An 18944-nucleotide genomic window follows, 5' to 3' on the forward strand; every position below is an offset into this window, starting at 1 on the left:
TCAGAAGCCGACCGGCTGGCGCGGCGTGTAGGGACCCTCCAGACGCGCGATCTCGTCCTCGTCGAGCTTGACGTCGATCGCCCCCAGCAGCTCTTCGAGCTGTTCGACCCTGCTCACGCCGATGATCGGCGCACTGACCGCGGGCTTGTGCAGGTTCCACGCCAGCGCCACCTGCGCCCGGGTGAGGCCCCGTTCGGCCGCGACCGCGCCCACCTCCTCCACGATGGCGCGATCCGAATCCTGTGCCTGGTTGTAGAAGGTGGAACCCGGCGCGTCCGTCTGGAGCCGGTGGGTCACCGTGCCCCATTCGCGGGCCAGCCGGCCACGGGCCAGTGGGCTCCACGGGATGACGCCGATGCCCTCTTCGAGGCAGAACGGGTGCATCTCGCGCTCTTCCTCGCGCATCAGCAGGCTGTACTGATCCTGCATCGAGACAAAGCGGGTCCAGCCGTGCAGGTCCGCCACGTACTGCGCCCGAACGAACTCGCGGGCATGCATCGAGGAGGCCCCGATGTAGCGGACCTTCCCGGAACGCACCAGGTCATCAAGGGTCTGGAGGGTCTCCTCCACCGGCACGGAACGGTCCAGGCGGTGAATCTGGTACAGATCGATGTAGTCCGTGCCGAGGCGTCGCAGACTCGCGTCGACCTGGCTCAGGATGGCGCCGCGCGACAGTCCGCCGCCCTTCGGCCCAGGGCCCATGCGGCCGTTCACCTTGGTCGCGATGACGACCTGCTCGCGCACCCCGAACTCCTGGATCAGGGCCCCGAGTATCTCCTCGCTCGTCCCGTCGGAGTACACGTTCGCCGTATCGAAGCAGGTGATTCCGGCATCCAGCGCCGCGCGGACGACGGGGCGCGCTTCGTCGATCCCGATGGACCACGGGTGCGGTCCACGGTCGGGTTCGCCGAAGCTCATACACCCGATGATCAGCCGGGAGGTGGTCAGGCCGGACTTTCCAAGACGTGTGTATTCCATCGACTTCTTCCTGTTTTCATGCCCCGCCGAGAAGTGATCCTGGCGGGAAGGGGATGGATGGGGTTCGTGGCGGGAAGGTGATGTACGGGGTTCATGGCGGGGCAGTGATGTGTGGAGTTCGTGGCGGACGGTGTGTATGGGGTCCCAATGCGTCGCGATCGAGACCGAACCGACCGCGGCAGAGGTGTTTTCGTCAGCCCGTCCCGTCACCGCTCATGACGGGACGGGATGCGTCCGAACTCCACTCCGACCATGAACCGGGGTACAGCCTGGCGGAGATGCCGAGCAGGCTCAGGGCGAGAATGTCGAAAGTGGCAGCGATACCGCCACCGCAGTACACACCGACCTCGGTCTCTCCTTTTATGCCGAGCGCGGCGTACTGCTCCCGAAGCTCGTCCTGTCCTTTCAGCCGGCTGTCCGCGCCGATATTCGCGGCGCTGGGCAGGTTCAGCGCACCAGGAATGTGCCCTCCGCCCTTCTCACCCGTATAGGCGTGGGCCGGGCGGGCGTCGAGCAGCGTGCCGGACCGTGGCAGCCGCGCCGCTCCCTCGGCGTCGAGCGTCGGCAGCGAGCCCACCGTCACCGTGAACCCGCCGTTCCCCTCCGCCGGTTCCTCGCGGCTGAGCCGGCCGCCCGCGGCGACCCAAGCGTCGACGCCCCCGTCGAGATAGCGGACATCGGGCACCCCCGCCCAGGTGAGGATCCACCAGGCCCGGGTTGCCAGGGGAGGGTCCGCGCGGGTGTGGACCACGACGACCGAGCCGTCGTCGATTCCCCATCGCCGCACCTGACGCTGGAGCGCCTCCTCGCTCGGCAGCGGGTACGTGCCGGAGCCCGGGTACCGCGCGCCCGCGAGTTCCGTGGACAGATCGACGAAGTGGGCACCCGGCAGACGCTCCGACGCGGCCAGGGCGTGCGCCGGCTCCCGCCCGATCTCCAGCAGGACGACGTCGCGGCCACGCTCCAGTTCCTTCAGCAGGTGCTCGGCCGAGATCACGGCCTTACGGGTCCCGGTGCCTGTCATCGCTCTCCTGCCTCGCTGTTCTCGAACGGTTCCGGCAGGTCAGGGCCACGCGTCATGAGGGGGAACCACCCCACAGTCCGGCCAGCACGCTGCGGGCCGTGCGGTCCGTCTCGCGCAGCGCCGCGGCGTCGCTGCGTGGCGCCGGAGCGGCCAGCGAGGTCACACGGGTGTCGCGCAGGAGGACGCCGAGCCCGTAGAGCTGCGACGCGGGACCTTGTTCCTCCGCACCGGCCGGCCCGAGCAGGCGGCCGGTCAGCGGTTCGGCCCGGGGCGCCGCGGTGGGTACCGGCCCGTGCGCCGAGGGCAGGTGGAAGACGTCCGCGAGCCCTCGGTGCCGAAGTCCCCGCAGGAGCGGATCTGTTCCGGTGTGCAGGCTCGGCGCCGGTACGCGTGCCTCGATCACCAGGTCCGCCCGTACGCCGGGACCGGGGACGGCCCGCGAGCGCCACAGCGCATGACCAGTGGCATCGGGCAGGTCGTCCGGGGTCGCACGCGGGCCGAGGAACCTGACCACACCGGCGTCGTGGAGCGCCAGCAGCTGCCGCAGGCGTACCGGTGGCGGACCGTTGTTGAGACGGAACGCGAGGTCGATGAAGTGCGCGTAGCTCCCGAAGTAGCTCTCGGCGGTGAGTCCGCCGTCCTCCACCGCGGCGACGAGCAGTCCGCGTGCCTTGCCGAAGGAACGGTGTGCCACCTTGAGGCTGCTCGCGGCCCCCTTGGCGGTTTCGGCGAGGTCGGCGAGCAGCCGGCCCCGGACAGCGGCCCCGAACGCTGACGGGCTGTCCCACACCCGCAGTGCGAGCGCCGCATCGCTGTCCAGGTCGAGCCGGTGCTCCGGGTCCGGAACCCCGTCTGCGACGACGTCTCGCCACTCCGCACTGTCGGGCGGCAGTGCGACGAGAGCGTCCAGCAACCGCGGCAGGGGGACGGTGAGCGCGTTCGGATTCGCCGTCGCCAGATGCGTGTAGTAGTCCCAGAGCGTATCGCGCGCGATCGCCGGGCCCACGCCGTCGAACCGTCCCGGGCGCTGCTGCCGAAGCAGCGCCTCGCCGAGGAAGCGGTGTCGGCTGTCCCCGTCCGGCACCGCCGCACTCGGACGGCTCCAGTAGGGAACGCCATGGCGCGAGGTGGCGTGCAACACCGGTTCAGAGCCCGATGGTTCGTATCGCAGCCCGTACGCGGTGGCGTCGTCGGGCACGAAACGTCCGCCTCGGCCGACGGTGAGCAGGGTGGCGACGTCGAAGAAGCTCAGCCCCAGGCCTTCGACCACGACGTCCGCACCCGGTTTGGCCTCGGCCAGGTCCTGGTCGCTCGCGTTGTCGCCGCGCAGTCGCTGGATCGCCGCGAGCGGGCGGCCGGGTTCGCGATCACGGGCGGGCGTCGACCAGCCGGTGCACAGGACGACGGCGTCGGCCAGGAGCGGCGCGGCGCCGCCCGCGAAGGAGACGCGGTAGCGTGCCCCGGCCCGCTCGATGTCGTTGACGCGGTCACGTTGCCAGTCGTGGCGCACGCCCTCCGGGAGCGAGGCGACCACCGTCTCGTGGCACCACCGCAGGTAATGGCCGAGCAGCACACGCGGGGTGCAGGAGTCCGCGGTCGCGGCCCTGACCGAACCCGTCAACTCGGGCCGCCGGGCCAGATCGGCGGCCAGTTCCCTGGTGACGACGGTGCGGCCGGTGTCCGCGAGGTGGCTGTCGGTGCCGAGGTTGCCGCCACCGGGCACCAGCGTCCCGTTCAGGACGGCCGCGACCTGCTGCTGCCACTCCCACAGACTCGGTCCCGCCACCTTCGGCCCGTCGGAGCCGACCGATCCGTCGAGCCATACGGTGAAGGCGGACGCCGGAGTGTTCATGAGCAGCGCGGCAGACTGGTCGGTGCGCCAGATGCGGCCCGGTCCGGGCGGGTGTTCGTCGACGGAGACGATCCGGAGCCGACCGCCGGGCGGCCGGAACTGTCCGGTGTTCGCCGCCAGCCGCTCAATCACCGACGTCCCCCGGAAGCCGCTGCCGATCACCACGACGACGTGCTCGGACGGCCCTGCGTTCGGCGCTGCGGCCTCAGGCATGAGCGGTGGCCTCGACCCGTCGCGCGGGGCGGCTGAGCCCGTAGTGCCGGCGCAGTGTGGTTCCCGTGTAGTCCGGCGAACGCAGGCCCCGCCGTCGCAGTTCGGGGACCAGGTGATCGACCAGCGCGTACGTGCCCTGGTGCAGCAGGTCCGGCTGCAGGTTGACGCCGTCCAGCGCCCCGGCCCTGAACCATGTCTCCAGTTCGTCGGCCACCGTGACGGCGTCACCGACCAGCAGGTTGTCCGCGCCGAGCCCTCCTCCGAGGCCCTGCGCGAACTCCAGTACCGTCCTGGGGCGTTCGCGCTCCACGAAGCGGTGCACCGCCAGCAGGTGGGAACGGTAGGAGTGGGAGCTCTCCACCGGGGGCACCGGCGGAAGCGGGGCGTCGAGCGGCAGGTGGCTCAGGTCGTAACCGCTGAACAGGGCCACCTGCCCGAGTACATGGCGGGGATCGGCCAGGCGGTTCAACTCGGCTTCGAGGGACCTCGCTTCGTCCGTCGTACCGGCGACGAGCACGCGGAAGCCCGCGAAGACCCGCACCGAGTCCGGGTCGCGCCCCTCGGCCGCCGCGCGGGCGCGCAGGTCCGCACGGAAGGCGATGCCGTCGTCGATCGTGCTGACGACCGTGTAGACGGAGTCGGCGTGCCGGGCCGCCAGCGCGCGGCCGTCGTCCGAGGAGCCGGCCTGCACGATCACCGGCCAACCCTGCGGAGGCCGCGGGGAATTGAGCGGTCCCGCGATCCGGAAGTGATCGCCGGCGTGATCGACCGCATGGATCTTCGCCGGGTCCACGTACCAGCCCCGGTCGCGGTCCTGGACGATCGCGTCGTCCTCCCAGCTGTCCCAGAGCTTCTTGACGGCCGTCACGAACTCGTCCGCCCGGCGGTAGCGGTCGCCGTGCTGAGGCAGTTCCTCCTGACCGAAGTTGCGAGCGGCTGCCTGGATGGCGCTGGTCACGACGTTCCAGCCGAACCGGCCACGGCTGATCCGGTCCAGTGAGGCGGTCTGGCGGGCGACGACGAAGGGATCGGAGTAGGTGGTCGAGATGCTGCCTATCAAGCCGATGCGGCTGGTGCCCACCGCCAGCGCCGACAGCAGGGTGAGCGGCTCGAACGCCGGTGCCACGGCGGCCGGTTCACGCGAGAAGGTGAGTTTGTCGGCAAGGAACAAGGCGTCGAACCCGCCGCGCTCCGCGGTGCGGGCGATGTCGAGGAGCGCGTCGATGTCGTTGATCTCCGCCAGGTCCACGGAGGGGTGGCGCCACGCGGCGGGGTGCGAGCCGGCCGGCTTGATGTTCAGGTTCAGGCCGAGCGTCGCTCGCGACGGTCCGGTCACGGTGGTCTCCTTCAGTACATGCCTAGGCATAGAGATCTCGCATCTGCCCGCGTATCGCGCGCGCGATCGCGTCGGCCAGCTGGTCGATCGCCGCCGTGTCGTCCGGCAAACGAAGCGTGGCGATGCGGAGATGGCCTGTGGATGGTGGTTCAACGAAACTGCGGCTGCCCGCGCCGACCGAGTAGCCGACGGTGGCGAGGTCGATGAGGGTGTCGACCTCGCTGTTCACTTCGACCCAGAGGAACTGGGCATTCGGGCCGGACTGGGTGGTGATACCGCGTCGCAGCAGCGCGTCGGCCAGCGCCGCCTTGCGCTTGGCGTACACGCCGCGCGCACGCTTGAGCGTCCGGGCGGTGGCCGAGCTCTCGATGAGGTGGGCGAGCGCGTCCTGCACGATGCGGCTGTTGACGGCCAGCCCGTAGCTGCGGTTGTCACGGATGCGCTCCACCGCCTCGCGCGGACCGCCGATCACCGACGTACGCAGATCGACCCCGTACGACCGGCAGAACGAGCGCACACGTACGACTTGGCCCGGCAGAACAGTGCCGAACGTCGGGCCCGCCACGTTGGCGAGGGGACCCACCGCGTCGTCCTCGACCACGATGACGTCATCGAAACCGGCGATGACGTCGGCGAGTTCCCCGATCCGTGCGGCGGTGGCGGGCGGCGTCATGGCGTAGGGACCGGTCGGCTGGAACAGGTAGGTGCGGGCGCCCCTTTTCAGGGCTGAGGCCAGTGCGTCCGGGTCGGCCCCGTTCGCGTCGGCGGGTACTTGGAACACTTCGAGTCCCAGCCGCCGGATGTGATCGAGCAGGCCGGGATTGATCGGGACGTCGATCGCGAGCTTCCCGCTCGGCGTGGCCAAGGTGCCGACACAGAGCAGCGCGGCCTCCGCGCCACTGCCGCCCGCGATGTACGCCTCGGCCGCGAACGGCCAGTCCCGCTGGGCGACCGTCCGCAGCCGGTCGGTGATGTACTGCCGGACGTTCGAGTGGAGGTGGGGGCTGCGCAGACCGGCGGCCAGGGCGTCGGTCAGGTCCGGCAGCAGTTCGGGGTCGGACGAGGCGTGGGCGAGTTCACCGACCGGGCTCGTCGCCGGGGCTTCGGTACCCCCGGATTCGACGGTGGGGGCCGGGCGGGTGGCGAGAGGATCGGCCACAACGGTGCCGCCCCGCCGGCGCGTCTCGACGAGGCCCTTGCCGCGCAGCACGGCGAGGGCGTCGCGGATGTTGCGGAAGCTCACCCCGGACTGCTCACTCAGGGCGCGGATCGTCGGCAGCCGCGTGCCCGGCTGGATCGCCCCCTCACGGATCTTGCGTTCGAGCAGCGGTACGACGGACTCGGCGGAACCGGCCGCCGCGATGTGATGGACCAGCCAGTCGTCGTCAAGCTGCTCGACATCAGCGGCGTACGGGGTTTCATTCGCGTGTTCTTCGGCCATCGTCTCGTTCGCCCGCGCAGTCCTCGCGTCGGTCGGTCTGTGCGCCGGTCGGGCGCCACGACCGACTGAGCCGGCAGGCGCTGCCCCTCTCTTCGACTCCTCGTGGCAAGGCAGGCGGCGCGTCCGGACCGGGACCGACAGGAGCCCCGTCCGGACGCGCCAGGTCACTGCGCCGCCACCTGATACACGTAGCCCTGCGGCGTGAACTTCGTGGCGCCGATGAAGTCCTTCGACCACTCCTCCACGACGGACAGGGGGTCTACGTCCCGGTAGCGGTCAGGGTAGGCGAACGTCGCGAAGAAGAGCGGCGAGATCTGGTTGCCTGCCAGGTCGAAGGCCCACGGGTTGTAGAGGAACAGCTTGCCGTTCTTCACCGCTTTCAGGTTCTTCCAGCCCGGCCGGGCGAGCAGCTTGTCGGCGATCGCCTTGTACTCCGTGTCGGATCGCCCGCCATAGAGGTTGTCGGTCTCCACCACGATGACGTCCGGGTTCGCGGCCAGTACCGCGGCCGGGTCGGAATCGATGGTGTTGCCCGGGCTCTCGGCGAAAATGCTCTTGATGTTGGCGTCGGCGAACGCCAGCGTCTTGCCGCCCTCCTCGCCGATGGTCTTGCCCGCGCTGTCCTCGTAGTACGCGGTGGCCTGGGTCTTCACCTTCCCGGCCCGGGCAGTGAGCGCGCCGGCCTTGTCGGTGAAGGCCAGGACCTTGGCGGCCTCCTTGTCGCTCCCCAGCACCTTGCCGAGCAGCCGCACGTTGGTCTTCCAGTCCTGCGATATCCAGGAACTCACGACCAGTACCTTGACGCCCGACGACTTCAGCGAGGACTCCGCCGCCTGCCACGGATGGTTGCCGTACAACACCACGGCCTGCGCGCCGCTCTGGATGATGCGCTCGTAGTTCAGCGCGTCCGCGCTCGCGCCGATGGACAGACTCTTCGGGAAGCCGGCGAAGTTCTCCTGGTCGATCGTCGTCTCGTCGATGCCGACGATCTGATCGCGGGCGCCGAGGGCGAGCGCGAGGTCGACGTTGAAGCCACCGACGATGGCGACCTTGCTGATCGGACCGTTCGGGAAGTCGACCTTGCGCTTCACGCTGTCCGTGACCGTGACGGGGGACGCGCCGGAACTCGATCCCGACCGGCTCGCCGCCCCGTCGGAGCCGTCCTGCGAACTCCCGCCGCAAGCGGTCGCGATCAGGGCGGTGACGGTCAGCAGGGCCGCGGCGGCGACTTTGCGCAGCCGGCGGGTGGATGGATGGATCACTTCTCTCCTCATGGGTGAAGGCGACGCGGAGCGTCAGGACACGGCGGGAACGGGCAGCGGTTCGATGATGGGATGTACCTGGACAGCGCCGTCGCGTTCGAAGAGATCGACCTCGAGGCCGTACACGCGCTCCAACACCTGGCTGTCGTAGACATCGTTGGGCCGGCCGAACGCGACGATCCGGCCGCCCTGGAGGATCGCGACCTTGTCGCAGAAGCGAGCCGCCAGGTTGAGATCGTGGATCGCGATCAGTGAGACGAGGTTCCGACTGCGTGTCAGATCACGTACGTGGCGCAGCGTTTCGACCTGGTAGCGCAGATCCAGTGCGCTGGTGGGTTCGTCGAGCAGCAGGATCTCCGGCTCCTGGGCGATGGCACGGGCGATCAGGACCCGCTGCGCCTGGCCGCCGCTCAGGTTGCCGACCGAGAGGGCGGTCATTTCCGTCAGGCCCATGTGCTCGATCGCGGCGTCGACGATGTCCCAGTCCTGGCGGCGCGGCCGCATCCCGAAGTACGGCGTCCGGCCCAGCAGCACCGACTCGCGTACCGACAGCTGGAAGGTCGCCTCCCCCGATTGCGGTACGTAGGCGACCACCTTGGCGTGTTCGCTCATCCGCAAACGGTTGAGGTGCTTGTCCTCGTACCTGATCGACCCGGTGCGCAGCCTGTTGACGCGGGCGATGAGCTTCGTGAGCGTCGACTTGCCCGAGCCGTTGGGGCCGAGCAGACCGACGAACTCGCCCTGGCGCATCGTCAGATTCACGTCGTGCAGCACCGAGCGGTTGCGGGAGTAGGAGAAGGCCACGCCTTCGACGGACAGCGTCATGACTGGGCCAACGTTCCTTTCGAAAGGACGAGGTTGATGAAGAGCGGCGCACCGATGAGTGCGACGACGATGCCGACCGGGATCACGACCGGAGACAGCACGGCCCGGCCGACCACATCCGCGTAGAGGATGAGCAGACCTCCGGCGATGGCCCCGAACGGCAGCAGGTAGCGGTGGTCCGAGCCCACCACCAGGCGCGCGATGTGCGGACCGACCAGCCCCACGAAGCCGATGACGCCGGTGAAGGACACGACGACCGCGGTCAGGACGACCACCACGATGATGAGGACCAGGCGGGTGCGACGTACGTTGACGCCGAGGCTCGCCGCCGCGTCGTCGCCCGCGAACGCGATGGCGTTGAGCGCCTTGGCGCGTGTGAACAGATACGGCAGCGTGATCGCCAGCAGGATCGAGACGACCAAGACCTGGTGCCAGGTGGCGTCGTTGACCGAGCCGAAGGTCCAGTGGACGATCTCGGCCAGCGTGTTCTCGTCGGCGAAGAACTGTGTGGCCGAGGTGAGCGCCTCGAAGAGCTGGAAGAATGCCATGCCGACCAGAAGCAGCGTGATGGCCTTCATGCGCTTCAGCGATGCCACTCCGAGGACGATCAGCGAGACGACCAGGCTGAAGGCCAGGGCGCTGAAGATCGTCACGACCGAGGACGGCGCGTGCCCGGCCTTGTTGGACAGCACGATGGCCAGCGCCGCTCCGAAGGATGCAGCCGGCGAGAGACCAAGGGTGTAAGGGCTCACCAGTGGATTGCGCAGCAGCCCCTGCATGACGACCCCGGACACCGACAGCGCGGCACCCGCCAGGAACGCCAACAGGGCGCGTGGCAGCCTCAGTTCGGTGATGATCACCTCTGTGGGGCGGAAGCTTTCGCTCGATCGAGCCCCGAAGACATGAATGGCGATGGCATGAAAGACGTCGCCCACGCCGATACCTGCCGTACCGATGACAACCGACAGCGCGATCGACAGCAGCGACACCACCAGGCTGACGCCGATGATCACCGGCCGGGATGGCCGGCCCCACCGGCCCCACAGCGGTATGGCCTTGACGGTTCGCGCAACTGCGTTGGTCATAACACTCCGTGTCACAGGCGGACGCTCCGCGCCCGCTGTCAGTCGGCACGCGCGTCGGCAAAAGTTTGGTGAATCAAATGACTGCTCTGAAATATGATCCGGTCCAGTGCTCAGCGCGACAGGGTGACTGACCGCGGTGCGACTGACCCAAAACACATCGATCCGATGGATTGCATGCGGGAATGTGTGCCGGATACAGACACGGCTCAGCGCTCAGTGCGCCGGCCAAGGGGGCGACGGGGTCGCTAGATCGAAGCTGCAGCCGAACAACAACAGCGACAACAACAGCCGAGCCGCACCACACTCGCGCACGCGCGGTTGGTCTGCGGCAGCACGACGCTCTGCGCCGGGCACGGGCTTGCGGGGGAGACGGACCGCACCACTACCTCTGTGGGGTTCACGGTCACGGTCCACCTCCCAAGTTCTGATCTCGCGCCGCGACGAATCTTTTCTCTTGATCCGCCGTCAGTAAACGCATCATATGGCGACCGGTGAAAGGAATCAATCCCTGCCCGGATCGTTCTGCCGTTCCGCGTAAGGGCGTTGGCGCGACCGTTCATGGCTCAGGTCGGCGGCTCGTACGGCAGCACGCCCGAGGTCGGCCCGGGAACGCGACGGATCGCCGTACTCGGCGACAGGCGGGCCACCGCCTCGGCGAAGAGAGCAGGGCGCCGGCGCCCGGAGCCGCGTCCTGTCCACCCCGATGTGAAGAGCCGCGGACCGTGCCACGCCCGCTCCAGCCCTCCGCGACCGTGCGCCGGGAGCCGCGCGTCATCAACTTCCCGGCTCTGGACGCCGCCACGGTCTCCGATGATGACGTCCTGCGGGCCACCGGCTCCTACCGGGTGTCGGCGGGCGTCAACACGGACCACGACGCATCCCAGTCCGGCACGACTATCGCCGTGAACTGACGAAACGCCCTCGCCTGCACACCCGGTACGCGAATCCGGGCGACGCAGAGCGAAAGTCCGAACGGGAGGCCACACCCTGACAGGGGAGGGGTGTGGCCTCCCTCAGGCATCCGACGCGTCGGCACCATGGCGCCTGAGGCGAGACAACCCCGCCGGCTCGCCTTCAGGGCGCGTACCGGTGGTCTGCGATGTGGAAGGCGCGCCCGGGAGGCGGGCCTGCTCGGTCGAGCCGGGAGGCGGGCCTGCTCCGTCGAGCCGGGAGGCGGGCCTGCTCCGTCGAGCGTGTACTGCCGGTCCACAGCCGTCTTCCACCCGTTCAAGTGCCGTTCAGTGCACAACCATCAGCCGTTGCCGCGTGTCTCTCAGGTGAATCACATCCGCGCGCACGCGTCTCGACATCGCTCGCGCTCAAAGGAGGAACCGTGGGCATTCGCCGACCCGCCCTATCGACCGCCGTAGCCGCCGCGCTGATCGGGTCGTTCAGCGTGCCGATCGTCGCAGGCACCGCATCCGCGAGGGAGGGTGCCGCCAGCGTGCGCGAGGACTTCAACGGTGACGGCTACCAGGACCTCGCCGTCGCAGCCCCCGGCGGGACGGTCGGTGGCCATACGTGGGCCGGCTACATCACGATCACCTACGGCTCGGCGCACGGCCTCGAGCCCGCCCGCACTATGGTCATCACCCAGGACACCCCTGGTGTGCCCGGCGTCTCCGCCGACAACGCGGTCTTCGGCTATGACATGATCTCCCGCGACCTGGACGGCGACGGCCTGACCGACCTGGCCCTGGTCACCCGCGAATACCGGCCGGAGAACAACATCGGCGGATCGGTGATCGTCCTGTGGGGCCGAAAGTTCGGCGTCTCCGGTCAGGACGCCGTCCGCATCGACGCACCGGCGAACGCCCAGGTCGGCGAAGACATCACCGCGGGCGACTTCGACAGCGACGGGCACGTGGACCTGTTCATGGGCAACAGTGAAGATGCCTACGACTACCACGACGTGCTCTACGGCCCCTTCGACCGGGACGGCTCTCCCGCCCGTGAGCAGCGGCTGCAGGTGTACAGCACCGACAACACCATCGACTCCACCGCCGCGGGCGACTTCAACGGCGACGGCATCGAGGACCTCGCGACCTTCTACGTCTACGAGAACCACGCCGAGGGCGGCAAGCTGTGGCTCGGCACCAAGGACGGCCTGTCCACCGTCCCGCAGCGGCTGACCTCTTCATCCAGCACCGCGGTCGCCGACTTCGACCGGGACGGCTACGCCGACCTCGCGACACGGATCTTCCCCAACGGCGACACCGAGACCGAGGAAGACCCCGGCACCGTCAAGATCTACTACGGCTCGCCGTCCGGCCCCAGCCAGACGCGTACGCAGACGATCACACAGAACACGGCGGGCGTGCCCGGGGTGAGCGAGAAGAGCGACCAGTTCGGCGGGCGGCTGAGCGCCGGCGACGTGAACGGCGACGGATATCCCGATCTGGCCGTCGGTGTCCCCGGTGAGGCCATCGGTTCGAAAAAGAAGGCCGGCGCCGTGGTGCTGCTCAAGGGCGGCAAGCGCGGGCTCACCGGCACGGGCGCGCAGGCGTTCCACCAGGACACGGCGGGCGTGCCGGGTGTCGCGGAGTCCGGTGACCTGTTCGGCGGTTCGGCACGACTGCTCGACGTCACCGGCGACGGCAAGGCGGACCTGGTCGCGGGCGCGCCGGGCGAGAACCTGGGCACCGTCGTGAACGGCGGCGCGGTATGGCTGCTGCGCGGCACCGCCTCCGGCCTGACGGCCTCGAAGTCTGTCGCGCAGAACCCGACGGACATCGGGGCACCGGCGGCGAAGGCGCTGTTCGGCGAGAACCTGAGCAGCGACAACGGCCCCGGAATAGCGATCCCTTAGAGCTCGCAACACCATCCGTCGAACGCGCCCCAGCGGGCCCGTTCGACGGGAAGACGCTGAGGAACAGTCAGTGCCGTCGGCAGACAACGTACGAGATCGGATCTCGACCTGAAGAACTCAGTAACGGGGTCGGCAGGAAGGGGCCGGTGGGTAGCAGGTCAGCAGCCGCTGTCCGTGGGAGTGAAGTTCATACGGGCGTGCCTGTTCGTGCCGATGGCCGCGTCGTAGGTCGTCTTGCTGACCTGGTACCAGACGTCGTCCCGTTTTGCGTTGCCGCCGAGGTTGTCCAGGCTGACGCACCACTGTTCCCGCCGGACGACGCGCGTGTAGGTCTCGGTTCCGCTGCGGACCTGTTTGCAGTTCTTGGACTGCTCGGTGGAGTACCAGGTGCGGACGCGCCGCTTGGTGCCCGATCCGGTGCTTGTCGTGTGTTTGACCCGCCGCGTGCTCGTGGTGCACTTCCTGGTCATGTGCGGCCGTGTGGCCCGGGTGGTCTTGGCGGCGAGGTGGCGGACCTCGTCCCGGAGCCCGAAGACGCTCGTGTCCGTCGTGGTGGCTGTGTCCGGCTGGGGCTCGGCAACGCTCCCGCTGCTCTGGTCGACGTCGACCGAGTAGTCCGTGCCCTCGTCGTAGGCGTCGCCTTCGCGGCTGCACGCGCCGAGCCCGGCTATCAGAAGTGCCGTCACGGCGGCCGTCACAAGTTGCTTGAACATGTCTTCCCTTTACGATCAACGGCCCGCAGCGTAACGCCAGAACCGAACCTGACAGGGACGGGGGAGCGCTTGAGGTACAGGCCGGCCCGGTCCGACCGAACGGATGACGACGTCGCTGTGGGTGTGGTGGGTGGGGGAGTTGACGGCTGTGCCGGTGGTGCAGCCGGTTGTGCCGGCCGTGGCGGGCGCATGCCGGCTCGGGGACCGATTCTCCGGATCGCCCCGGTACGCTTCCTCGTCATGCCCACAACAGCGCGTAGATCTGTCCTCGGTGGCACCGCCCTCGCCGTCTTCCTGGTTGCCGGCACCGGCTGTTCGTCCGACTCCGGCCAGGTCGGCAACGGGTCAAAGGTGCTGGAGGGGCTGGGGACCCTGGCCGACGGCAACGGCACAAGCCAGGTGACCTACCTCGACGCCGCCAAGGTGCGCGAGCTGAGCAAGGGCGATGGGAATCGGTTCACCTCGGTCGGTCAGCCGGGCAGCAGCCTGCTGAACGCGTACGAGCCCGGGCCGTGGGGACAGCACTTGAAAGTGACCCAGATCGACACGGCTGTCGACACCAAGAACGCGGGCCGTTGGGAGGGCTCGTTCGACGTGGCCGCCATCACCGCATCGCTGAAGTCGAACGGCTACAAGCAGAGCGAAGAGGACGGTAGACAGACCTGGGCGCATCCCGGCAGCACGGGGCCGTCGTTCCAGGTCTCGAAGGACGAGATCTCCTACTCCTCCCAGGGCGACACCCCCATGGCGGCCGTCAACCCGAAGGAGGGCGCCTCACTGGCCGACAGGAAGGACTACTAGCGCGCAACCGAGTGCCTGGACGACGTCTACCGCGCCGACTTCAATCCACCCACTTCCACCAAGCCGGTACGCTTGTCCGCCCTCGGCCAGCAGGCTGCCTCCGCCGCCAAGAACGTCGAGACGCTCTGCCTCGTGGTCAAGGACGAGACGACCGCCAACCGTGTTGCGGACAAGCTGCGTTCCGTCGTCCGCGCCAAGTCACCGAAGTTCGACGGCACGAAGGTGACCATCGAGAAGGGCGACCAGCCCTTGGTGCGGGCGGTCGTCCCGGACACTGCCACACAGCGGCCGGGCCGGCTGATGATCTCCGACATTGACCTGTGGATGGCCATCACAGATCTCTGAGCCGCTGCGCCCGTTCAGCGCACAACCACCGGCAGTTGCCGCGTGTCTCGCAGACCTTCCCGGTCAGAGCACCGGACGCAACACCCCCTGCCTGCGGGCTCGGTGCCGGCAGGCAGGGGGCTGGCTGTCGATCGCTCCCCAGCGGTCAGTGGGCTCAGCGTGCGAACGGCCCGCCCAGTCGCATGTACGACAGCTTCAGCGACGTCACGGAGTACGACTTCGAGCCCGTCGTCGTGATGCCCGAGCCGGAGCCCTTCAAGCAGTGGACGAGACCCCAGCGGTCCTCGTAGCCCAGCTGTTCGTTGGTGCCGATCATGAGGTCGGCGCGGCCGTCGCGGGTGTAGTCGGTGAGCTTGAGGTGGGTGCCGAACTGATCCTGGGTCTCCGCGGTGCCGGTGATGCCGGAGGGGTCCTGAGTGAAGGACTTGGCGCCGGTGCCGGGCAGGCCGCCCGCGCGGCCGAACAGGACGGCGACCGCGCTGGCGTCGCGCTCGGTGCCGAGGTCCTCGCCGCGGGCGCCGACGGGGAGGTCCGCGTAGCGTCGCCGTTGACGTCGCCGGCGGCGATGGCGGAGCCGAAGTAGTCCTCGTTCTCGGAGGAGCCGGGCACCTCGGCGGTGTTCTGGGTGAACTTGACCGGCCTGCGGGCGGTGTCGGGCCCGTTCGAGCCGCCGTACTACTGGACGGTGACGTAACCGCGTTCGGCGTCGCCCTGCTCGTAGCCGCGGCCGATGGCGAGGTCCTCCGCCCCCACCGCGCCCGGGATGCCCGCCGAGTCCTGGTGGATGATCCGCCCTCGCTGCTGCCGTGGCCCTCGCGGCGGTGGTCTGCGCACCGCTCCTGACGGCCCCCGCGGCGTCGGCGGTCCAGAGCCCGCCGTTCAGCCGAGCTGGTAGTCGAACCAGATGCCATGCGTGCCGTCAGCGTCAACGGCCATCCCTCCGGCACGAGGCCGTACTTCGACCAGGCCCACTTCGGCCACGAGTTCCGGGCGTTCACCGGGCTCGCGCCGACCCGGTACGTCGAAGTCCGGCGACGGTTCCTGCGCGAACATCCCGGCCACGCGCTGGACGGCCGACCGCTGTCGGCCGATTGATTTCTTACAGGAGTGACAGCTCACGACACGCTAATTTGGGGCACCCCGAAGCAGAGGAGAGCCCCGTGGGCAAGGTGGTCATGTACAGCTCGGTGTCGGTGGACGGCTTCGTCGCGGACGAGAACGACCAGCCCGGACCGTTGTTCGACTGGTTGTCCAGCGGTGACGTCCCGTTGGACGAGAGCGGCGAGGTGAAGGTGTCGCAGACGTCCTACGACTACACCCGGCCGTACTGGGACCAGATCGGGGTGACACTCGTCGGCCGCCACGTCTTCGACATGACGGACGGCTGGGACGGGAAGCCTCCGGGCGGGATCGACCACGTGGTCGTCGTGACGCACCGGCCGGAGCCCGAGGGCTGGGACCCCGGGGCTCCGTTTCACTTCGTCGACGGCGTCGAGGCAGCCATGGCCAAGGCGCAGGAGCTTGCGGGTGACCGCACGGTCGAGGTCGCCGCTGGCGACGTCGGTGGCCAGGTGCTTGCCGCGGGCCTGATCGACGAGGTGCGCATGGACGTCGTACCCGTCGTGTTCGGGTCCGGCAAGCGCTACTTCGGGTCGGTCCACGCGCAGCACCTGTTGGAGGATCCTGACGTGGTGATTCAGGGCAACCGGGTGCTTCACCTGCGCTATCGGGTGCGCCGTTGACCGATCTGAGCGGGTACGCGAAGAAGTCCACTGCGAACGGTGACATCTCGCATTGGGCGAGGGCACAAACAGCGGAGGGGGAGACTCCCGAACATCACTGTCCGTCACTCCATCAAGGCATGAACACGTCTCGGCTGACGAATACGCGACACCTCAACATGCGGGCCTACCAGTCCGGAGATGCCAGTCAGCTCGCCGGTTCCGCTTGAGGGCACGATGGTGGAGAACTCCGCAGTGCGGTCGCTGCCGGACGTTGTCGCCGAGTGCACGAAGTTGAAGGAACCCTCCCGCCCGTGCAGCGAGCCTTCGAACGACTCCATGGCCACATAGGTACCGACGCCGGTCGCTTGGTCGAACGCGGCAGTGAACAGTGTCGCCGAGCGGCCCGCGACCTCTCCCTCGAAGCGCTTCTCCATCGTCGCGACACCTACCGGCAGCCCAGTGGACACGGCCGGCACAGGCTTCAGCTCAGTCGGAACGAACTCTTCGACAGCGAAAGTCGCATTGGCTCTCATGCACCGACCGTACCGATGTGCTCTGACAAACGCGGCCAGGCCATCGCCGACCAGGGCAACGAGGGGCGACAGAAACGTCAAGGAACAAGCTGAGATCCCACACGCCAGCCTGGAAGCAGGCGTAGGCCGAAGCGCGGCGAGGGTCCCGGTCACGCGCTCGCCTCGGGCGCGGGGATGTCCTGGTCTGTCGACGTGCGCACCGGTGGCGCGTCAGGTGCCTTCACCGTTGTGGAGACTCATTTTCAGGGACTCGCCGAGGTCCGGCACATACGGGCTCACTCCCGCTCACGGATCAGGAGCGGTACGCCGAGGTCGTCCGGCGTGAAGAGTCGTACTTTCTTGGGGTCGAACCCGTCGTCCGTGCCCTGCAGCACCAGATACGCGCCCTTCCGCTTCTCGTAAAGCGGCCCGAAGACGACCGCGTCCGCGTGGCCGTCGCCGTTGACGTCGAGCAGCGGGGGGTGGTGGTTGAAGGCATTCCAGTAGTACGGATTCGGGGTGCCGGGCAGACCGTTGGTCTCCGCGTCGGTCACCTGTTCGCCGTCGAGGGACTGTGCCCCGTCCGCTCCACCGGGGAGCAGCGTCACCTTGCCGTCGTGACGCCGGAAGCGCGGGGTGTTCACGACGACATCCGGTTTCCCGTCGCCGTCGACGTCGCCGACGGCGGGCGACGAGCCGAAGTCGGTGCGGCGCCGGTCGGCCGTGCCCATGCCGCCGATCACGGTCCGCTCGCGGCCCGTGTCCAGACCGGACTTCGCCCCGTACATGATCGTCAGGGCGCCGCCCGCGCTGGGCATGTCCGCCGGGCCCACGGGGAGAAGGGTGGGCACGAGCAGGTCCGGGAGGCCGTCGCCGTCCGCGTCCCCGGTGGCCGGGACTCTTGGGCCGTCGTTGGTCTCCGCCAGGTCCGCGATCGCCCCCTCCTGACGGGGGTTACGCACCAGCCCCTGCTCGCCGCCTTCGTACACGCCGATCGAGTGCAGGTCGGCGGGCGCGTTCTCGTCCTCCTCGGCGTCGAAGGAGTACGTGAACACCACCTCGGCCCTGCCGTCGCCGTCGAAGTCACCGGTGGTGGCCGAGCCGGGCGTGGTGTAGCCGTGCTGGCCGAGGTCGAGCACGGCCCGTCGGCTCGGTGCCCCCTTGCGGTCGAAGGGGCCGTACAGGAGCAGGCCGTCGCCGTTCGTCCCGGTGGCGTAGGGGTCGCCCGAGCCGTCCTGGCCGCCGTCGAGCAGGTCCACGGAGCCGTCGCCGTCGAAATCGGCGGCGGCCAGCGGGCGGAAGCCTTCGGGCAGATCGAGCCGGCGGGCGGTGCTCAGCCCGCGCGCGCCGCCGAACAGCGCGAACGATTCGTGTTGAGTGCTGCTCGTGCCACGGCTGGCGACCAGGTCCGTGAAGCCGTCGCCGTCGAGGTCGGTGCGCAGGGGCTCCGACATGAACATCGCGTACTTCTCGGTACCGGCTGAAGTCCGTCGTGCCGTGGTGATGTCGAGGCCCGAGCGCGATCCGTAGACCACGACAAGGTTCGCCTCGTACTTCTCGCCGTCCTTGGACTTCGACTCCACGACGTCCACGAAGTCGTCGTAGCCGTCGCCGTTGAAGTCGCCGGGGTCGGGGCGTTCGGAGGGCTTTCCGGCGGCGGGACGGGAGGAGTGGTCGGAGGGCCTGTTCGCGCCGCTTCCCGCGACCGCCAACAACAGGGCACAGCCCAGGACAGCGGCCGGTCGGCGGTGCGTACGCATGGCGGGCTCCAAATGGGACGACGGAACTGGGCGGGGACCAGGACTTTTCGGGAGGTGACTCCTGAGGCGTACGAAGGGTTGCCCGGCATAGCCCTGGAATCCTGCCGGGCATTTCGCCGTCGTTCTCCCGCCCCTGCTGGAAGGAAGCCGTGATGACCGCCCGGGGTTGCGATGAGGGAGGCATCGGCAGGCCCTGATCCGGGGGCGCTCCGCTCCACGGAGGGTGCGGCCAACGCCCCGACGCGTTCGGGTACGCCGCCCGGT

20 protein-coding genes are annotated in these 18944 nt (G+C 68.9%); 7 read left to right on the forward strand and 13 right to left on the reverse strand.

Annotated features, from left to right (window positions below; all coding sequences use genetic code 11):
* The 8 genes from ACWD68_RS16585 to ACWD68_RS16620 form a co-directional block, all read right to left on the reverse strand.
* Complete coding sequence (locus tag ACWD68_RS16585) at positions 1 to 978, reverse strand: aldo/keto reductase (protein ID WP_451807138.1); 978 nt, start codon at positions 976 to 978, stop codon at positions 1 to 3.
* Positions 979 to 1171: 193 nt separating this feature from the next.
* Positions 1172 to 2002, reverse strand: a complete 831-nt coding sequence (locus ACWD68_RS16590; RefSeq protein ID WP_451807139.1) for a sulfurtransferase — start codon at positions 2000 to 2002, stop codon at positions 1172 to 1174.
* A 52-nt stretch (positions 2003 to 2054) separates the two neighbouring features.
* A complete protein-coding gene (locus ACWD68_RS16595; RefSeq protein WP_451807140.1) occupies positions 2055 to 4067 on the reverse strand; it encodes an FAD/NAD(P)-binding protein in 2013 nt (670 codons plus the stop codon).
* Positions 4060 to 5403 (reverse strand): NtaA/DmoA family FMN-dependent monooxygenase, encoded by a 1344-nt coding sequence (locus ACWD68_RS16600; protein WP_451807141.1) that lies wholly within the window; start codon positions 5401 to 5403, stop codon positions 4060 to 4062. Before ACWD68_RS16600 ends, ACWD68_RS16595 begins: the two co-directional genes overlap by 8 nt.
* A gap of 22 nt (positions 5404 to 5425) precedes the next feature.
* Entirely contained in the window at positions 5426 to 6844 is a 1419-nt protein-coding gene (locus ACWD68_RS16605) for an aminotransferase class I/II-fold pyridoxal phosphate-dependent enzyme (protein WP_451807142.1), read from the reverse strand.
* A 164-nt stretch (positions 6845 to 7008) separates the two neighbouring features.
* Positions 7009 to 8106 carry an ABC transporter substrate-binding protein gene (locus ACWD68_RS16610; RefSeq protein ID WP_451807143.1) on the reverse strand — a complete coding sequence of 366 codons (1098 nt, stop codon included), beginning with the start codon at positions 8104 to 8106 and terminating at the stop codon, positions 7009 to 7011.
* Positions 8107 to 8139: 33 nt separating this feature from the next.
* Positions 8140 to 8931 (reverse strand): ABC transporter ATP-binding protein, encoded by a 792-nt coding sequence (locus tag ACWD68_RS16615; RefSeq protein WP_451807144.1) that lies wholly within the window; start codon positions 8929 to 8931, stop codon positions 8140 to 8142.
* The gene (locus ACWD68_RS16620) at positions 8928 to 10016 is read right to left on the reverse strand and encodes a FecCD family ABC transporter permease (RefSeq protein ID WP_451807145.1); all 1089 of its coding nucleotides are present in this window, start codon (positions 10014 to 10016) and stop codon (positions 8928 to 8930) included. The genes ACWD68_RS16615 and ACWD68_RS16620 overlap by 4 nt, the downstream gene beginning before the upstream one ends.
* A gap of 722 nt (positions 10017 to 10738) precedes the next feature.
* Here ACWD68_RS16620 and ACWD68_RS16625 point away from each other — a divergent pair.
* The gene (locus tag ACWD68_RS16625; RefSeq protein ID WP_451807146.1) at positions 10739 to 10927 is read left to right on the forward strand and encodes a hypothetical protein; all 189 of its coding nucleotides are present in this window, start codon (positions 10739 to 10741) and stop codon (positions 10925 to 10927) included.
* 422 nt (positions 10928 to 11349) lie between these two features.
* Positions 11350 to 12825 carry an FG-GAP-like repeat-containing protein gene (locus ACWD68_RS16630; protein ID WP_451807147.1) on the forward strand — a complete coding sequence of 492 codons (1476 nt, stop codon included), beginning with the start codon at positions 11350 to 11352 and terminating at the stop codon, positions 12823 to 12825.
* A 158-nt stretch (positions 12826 to 12983) separates the two neighbouring features.
* Here ACWD68_RS16630 and ACWD68_RS16635 read toward each other — a convergent pair whose 3' ends face one another.
* Entirely contained in the window at positions 12984 to 13538 is a 555-nt protein-coding gene (locus ACWD68_RS16635) for a hypothetical protein (protein WP_451807148.1), read from the reverse strand.
* 240 nt (positions 13539 to 13778) lie between these two features.
* Between ACWD68_RS16635 and ACWD68_RS16640 the strand changes: the two genes are divergently transcribed.
* Entirely contained in the window at positions 13779 to 14339 is a 561-nt protein-coding gene (locus tag ACWD68_RS16640; protein WP_451807149.1) for a hypothetical protein, read from the forward strand.
* 72 nt (positions 14340 to 14411) lie between these two features.
* Positions 14412 to 14684, forward strand: coding sequence for a hypothetical protein (locus ACWD68_RS16645; RefSeq protein ID WP_451807150.1), 273 nt, complete (start codon positions 14412 to 14414; stop codon positions 14682 to 14684).
* Between the two features lie 154 nt (positions 14685 to 14838).
* Here the strand turns inward: ACWD68_RS16645 and ACWD68_RS16650 are convergent, their stop codons facing one another.
* The gene (locus tag ACWD68_RS16650; protein WP_451807151.1) at positions 14839 to 15000 is read right to left on the reverse strand and encodes a hypothetical protein; all 162 of its coding nucleotides are present in this window, start codon (positions 14998 to 15000) and stop codon (positions 14839 to 14841) included.
* Positions 15001 to 15042: 42 nt separating this feature from the next.
* Between ACWD68_RS16650 and ACWD68_RS16655 the strand changes: the two genes are divergently transcribed.
* Positions 15043 to 15267, forward strand: a complete 225-nt coding sequence (locus ACWD68_RS16655) for a hypothetical protein (RefSeq protein WP_451807152.1) — start codon at positions 15043 to 15045, stop codon at positions 15265 to 15267.
* Between the two features lie 92 nt (positions 15268 to 15359).
* Here the strand turns inward: ACWD68_RS16655 and ACWD68_RS16660 are convergent, their stop codons facing one another.
* Positions 15360 to 15518 carry a hypothetical protein gene (locus tag ACWD68_RS16660; protein ID WP_451807153.1) on the reverse strand — a complete coding sequence of 53 codons (159 nt, stop codon included), beginning with the start codon at positions 15516 to 15518 and terminating at the stop codon, positions 15360 to 15362.
* A 75-nt stretch (positions 15519 to 15593) separates the two neighbouring features.
* Between ACWD68_RS16660 and ACWD68_RS16665 the strand changes: the two genes are divergently transcribed.
* The gene (locus ACWD68_RS16665) at positions 15594 to 15779 is read left to right on the forward strand and encodes a hypothetical protein (RefSeq protein ID WP_451807154.1); all 186 of its coding nucleotides are present in this window, start codon (positions 15594 to 15596) and stop codon (positions 15777 to 15779) included.
* 65 nt (positions 15780 to 15844) lie between these two features.
* The gene (locus ACWD68_RS16670; RefSeq protein ID WP_451807155.1) at positions 15845 to 16426 is read left to right on the forward strand and encodes a dihydrofolate reductase family protein; all 582 of its coding nucleotides are present in this window, start codon (positions 15845 to 15847) and stop codon (positions 16424 to 16426) included.
* 104 nt (positions 16427 to 16530) lie between these two features.
* Here the strand turns inward: ACWD68_RS16670 and ACWD68_RS16675 are convergent, their stop codons facing one another.
* Both ACWD68_RS16675 and ACWD68_RS16680 read right to left on the reverse strand, forming a co-directional pair.
* On the reverse strand, positions 16531 to 16941 hold the full coding sequence (locus tag ACWD68_RS16675) for a DUF3224 domain-containing protein (protein WP_451807156.1): 411 nt from the start codon (positions 16939 to 16941) through the stop codon (positions 16531 to 16533).
* A gap of 275 nt (positions 16942 to 17216) precedes the next feature.
* Entirely contained in the window at positions 17217 to 18680 is a 1464-nt protein-coding gene (locus ACWD68_RS16680; RefSeq protein ID WP_451807157.1) for an FG-GAP and VCBS repeat-containing protein, read from the reverse strand.
* Between the last annotated feature and the right edge of the window lie 264 nt (positions 18681 to 18944).

This window comes from Streptomyces sp. NPDC005141 (genome assembly GCF_053599975.1).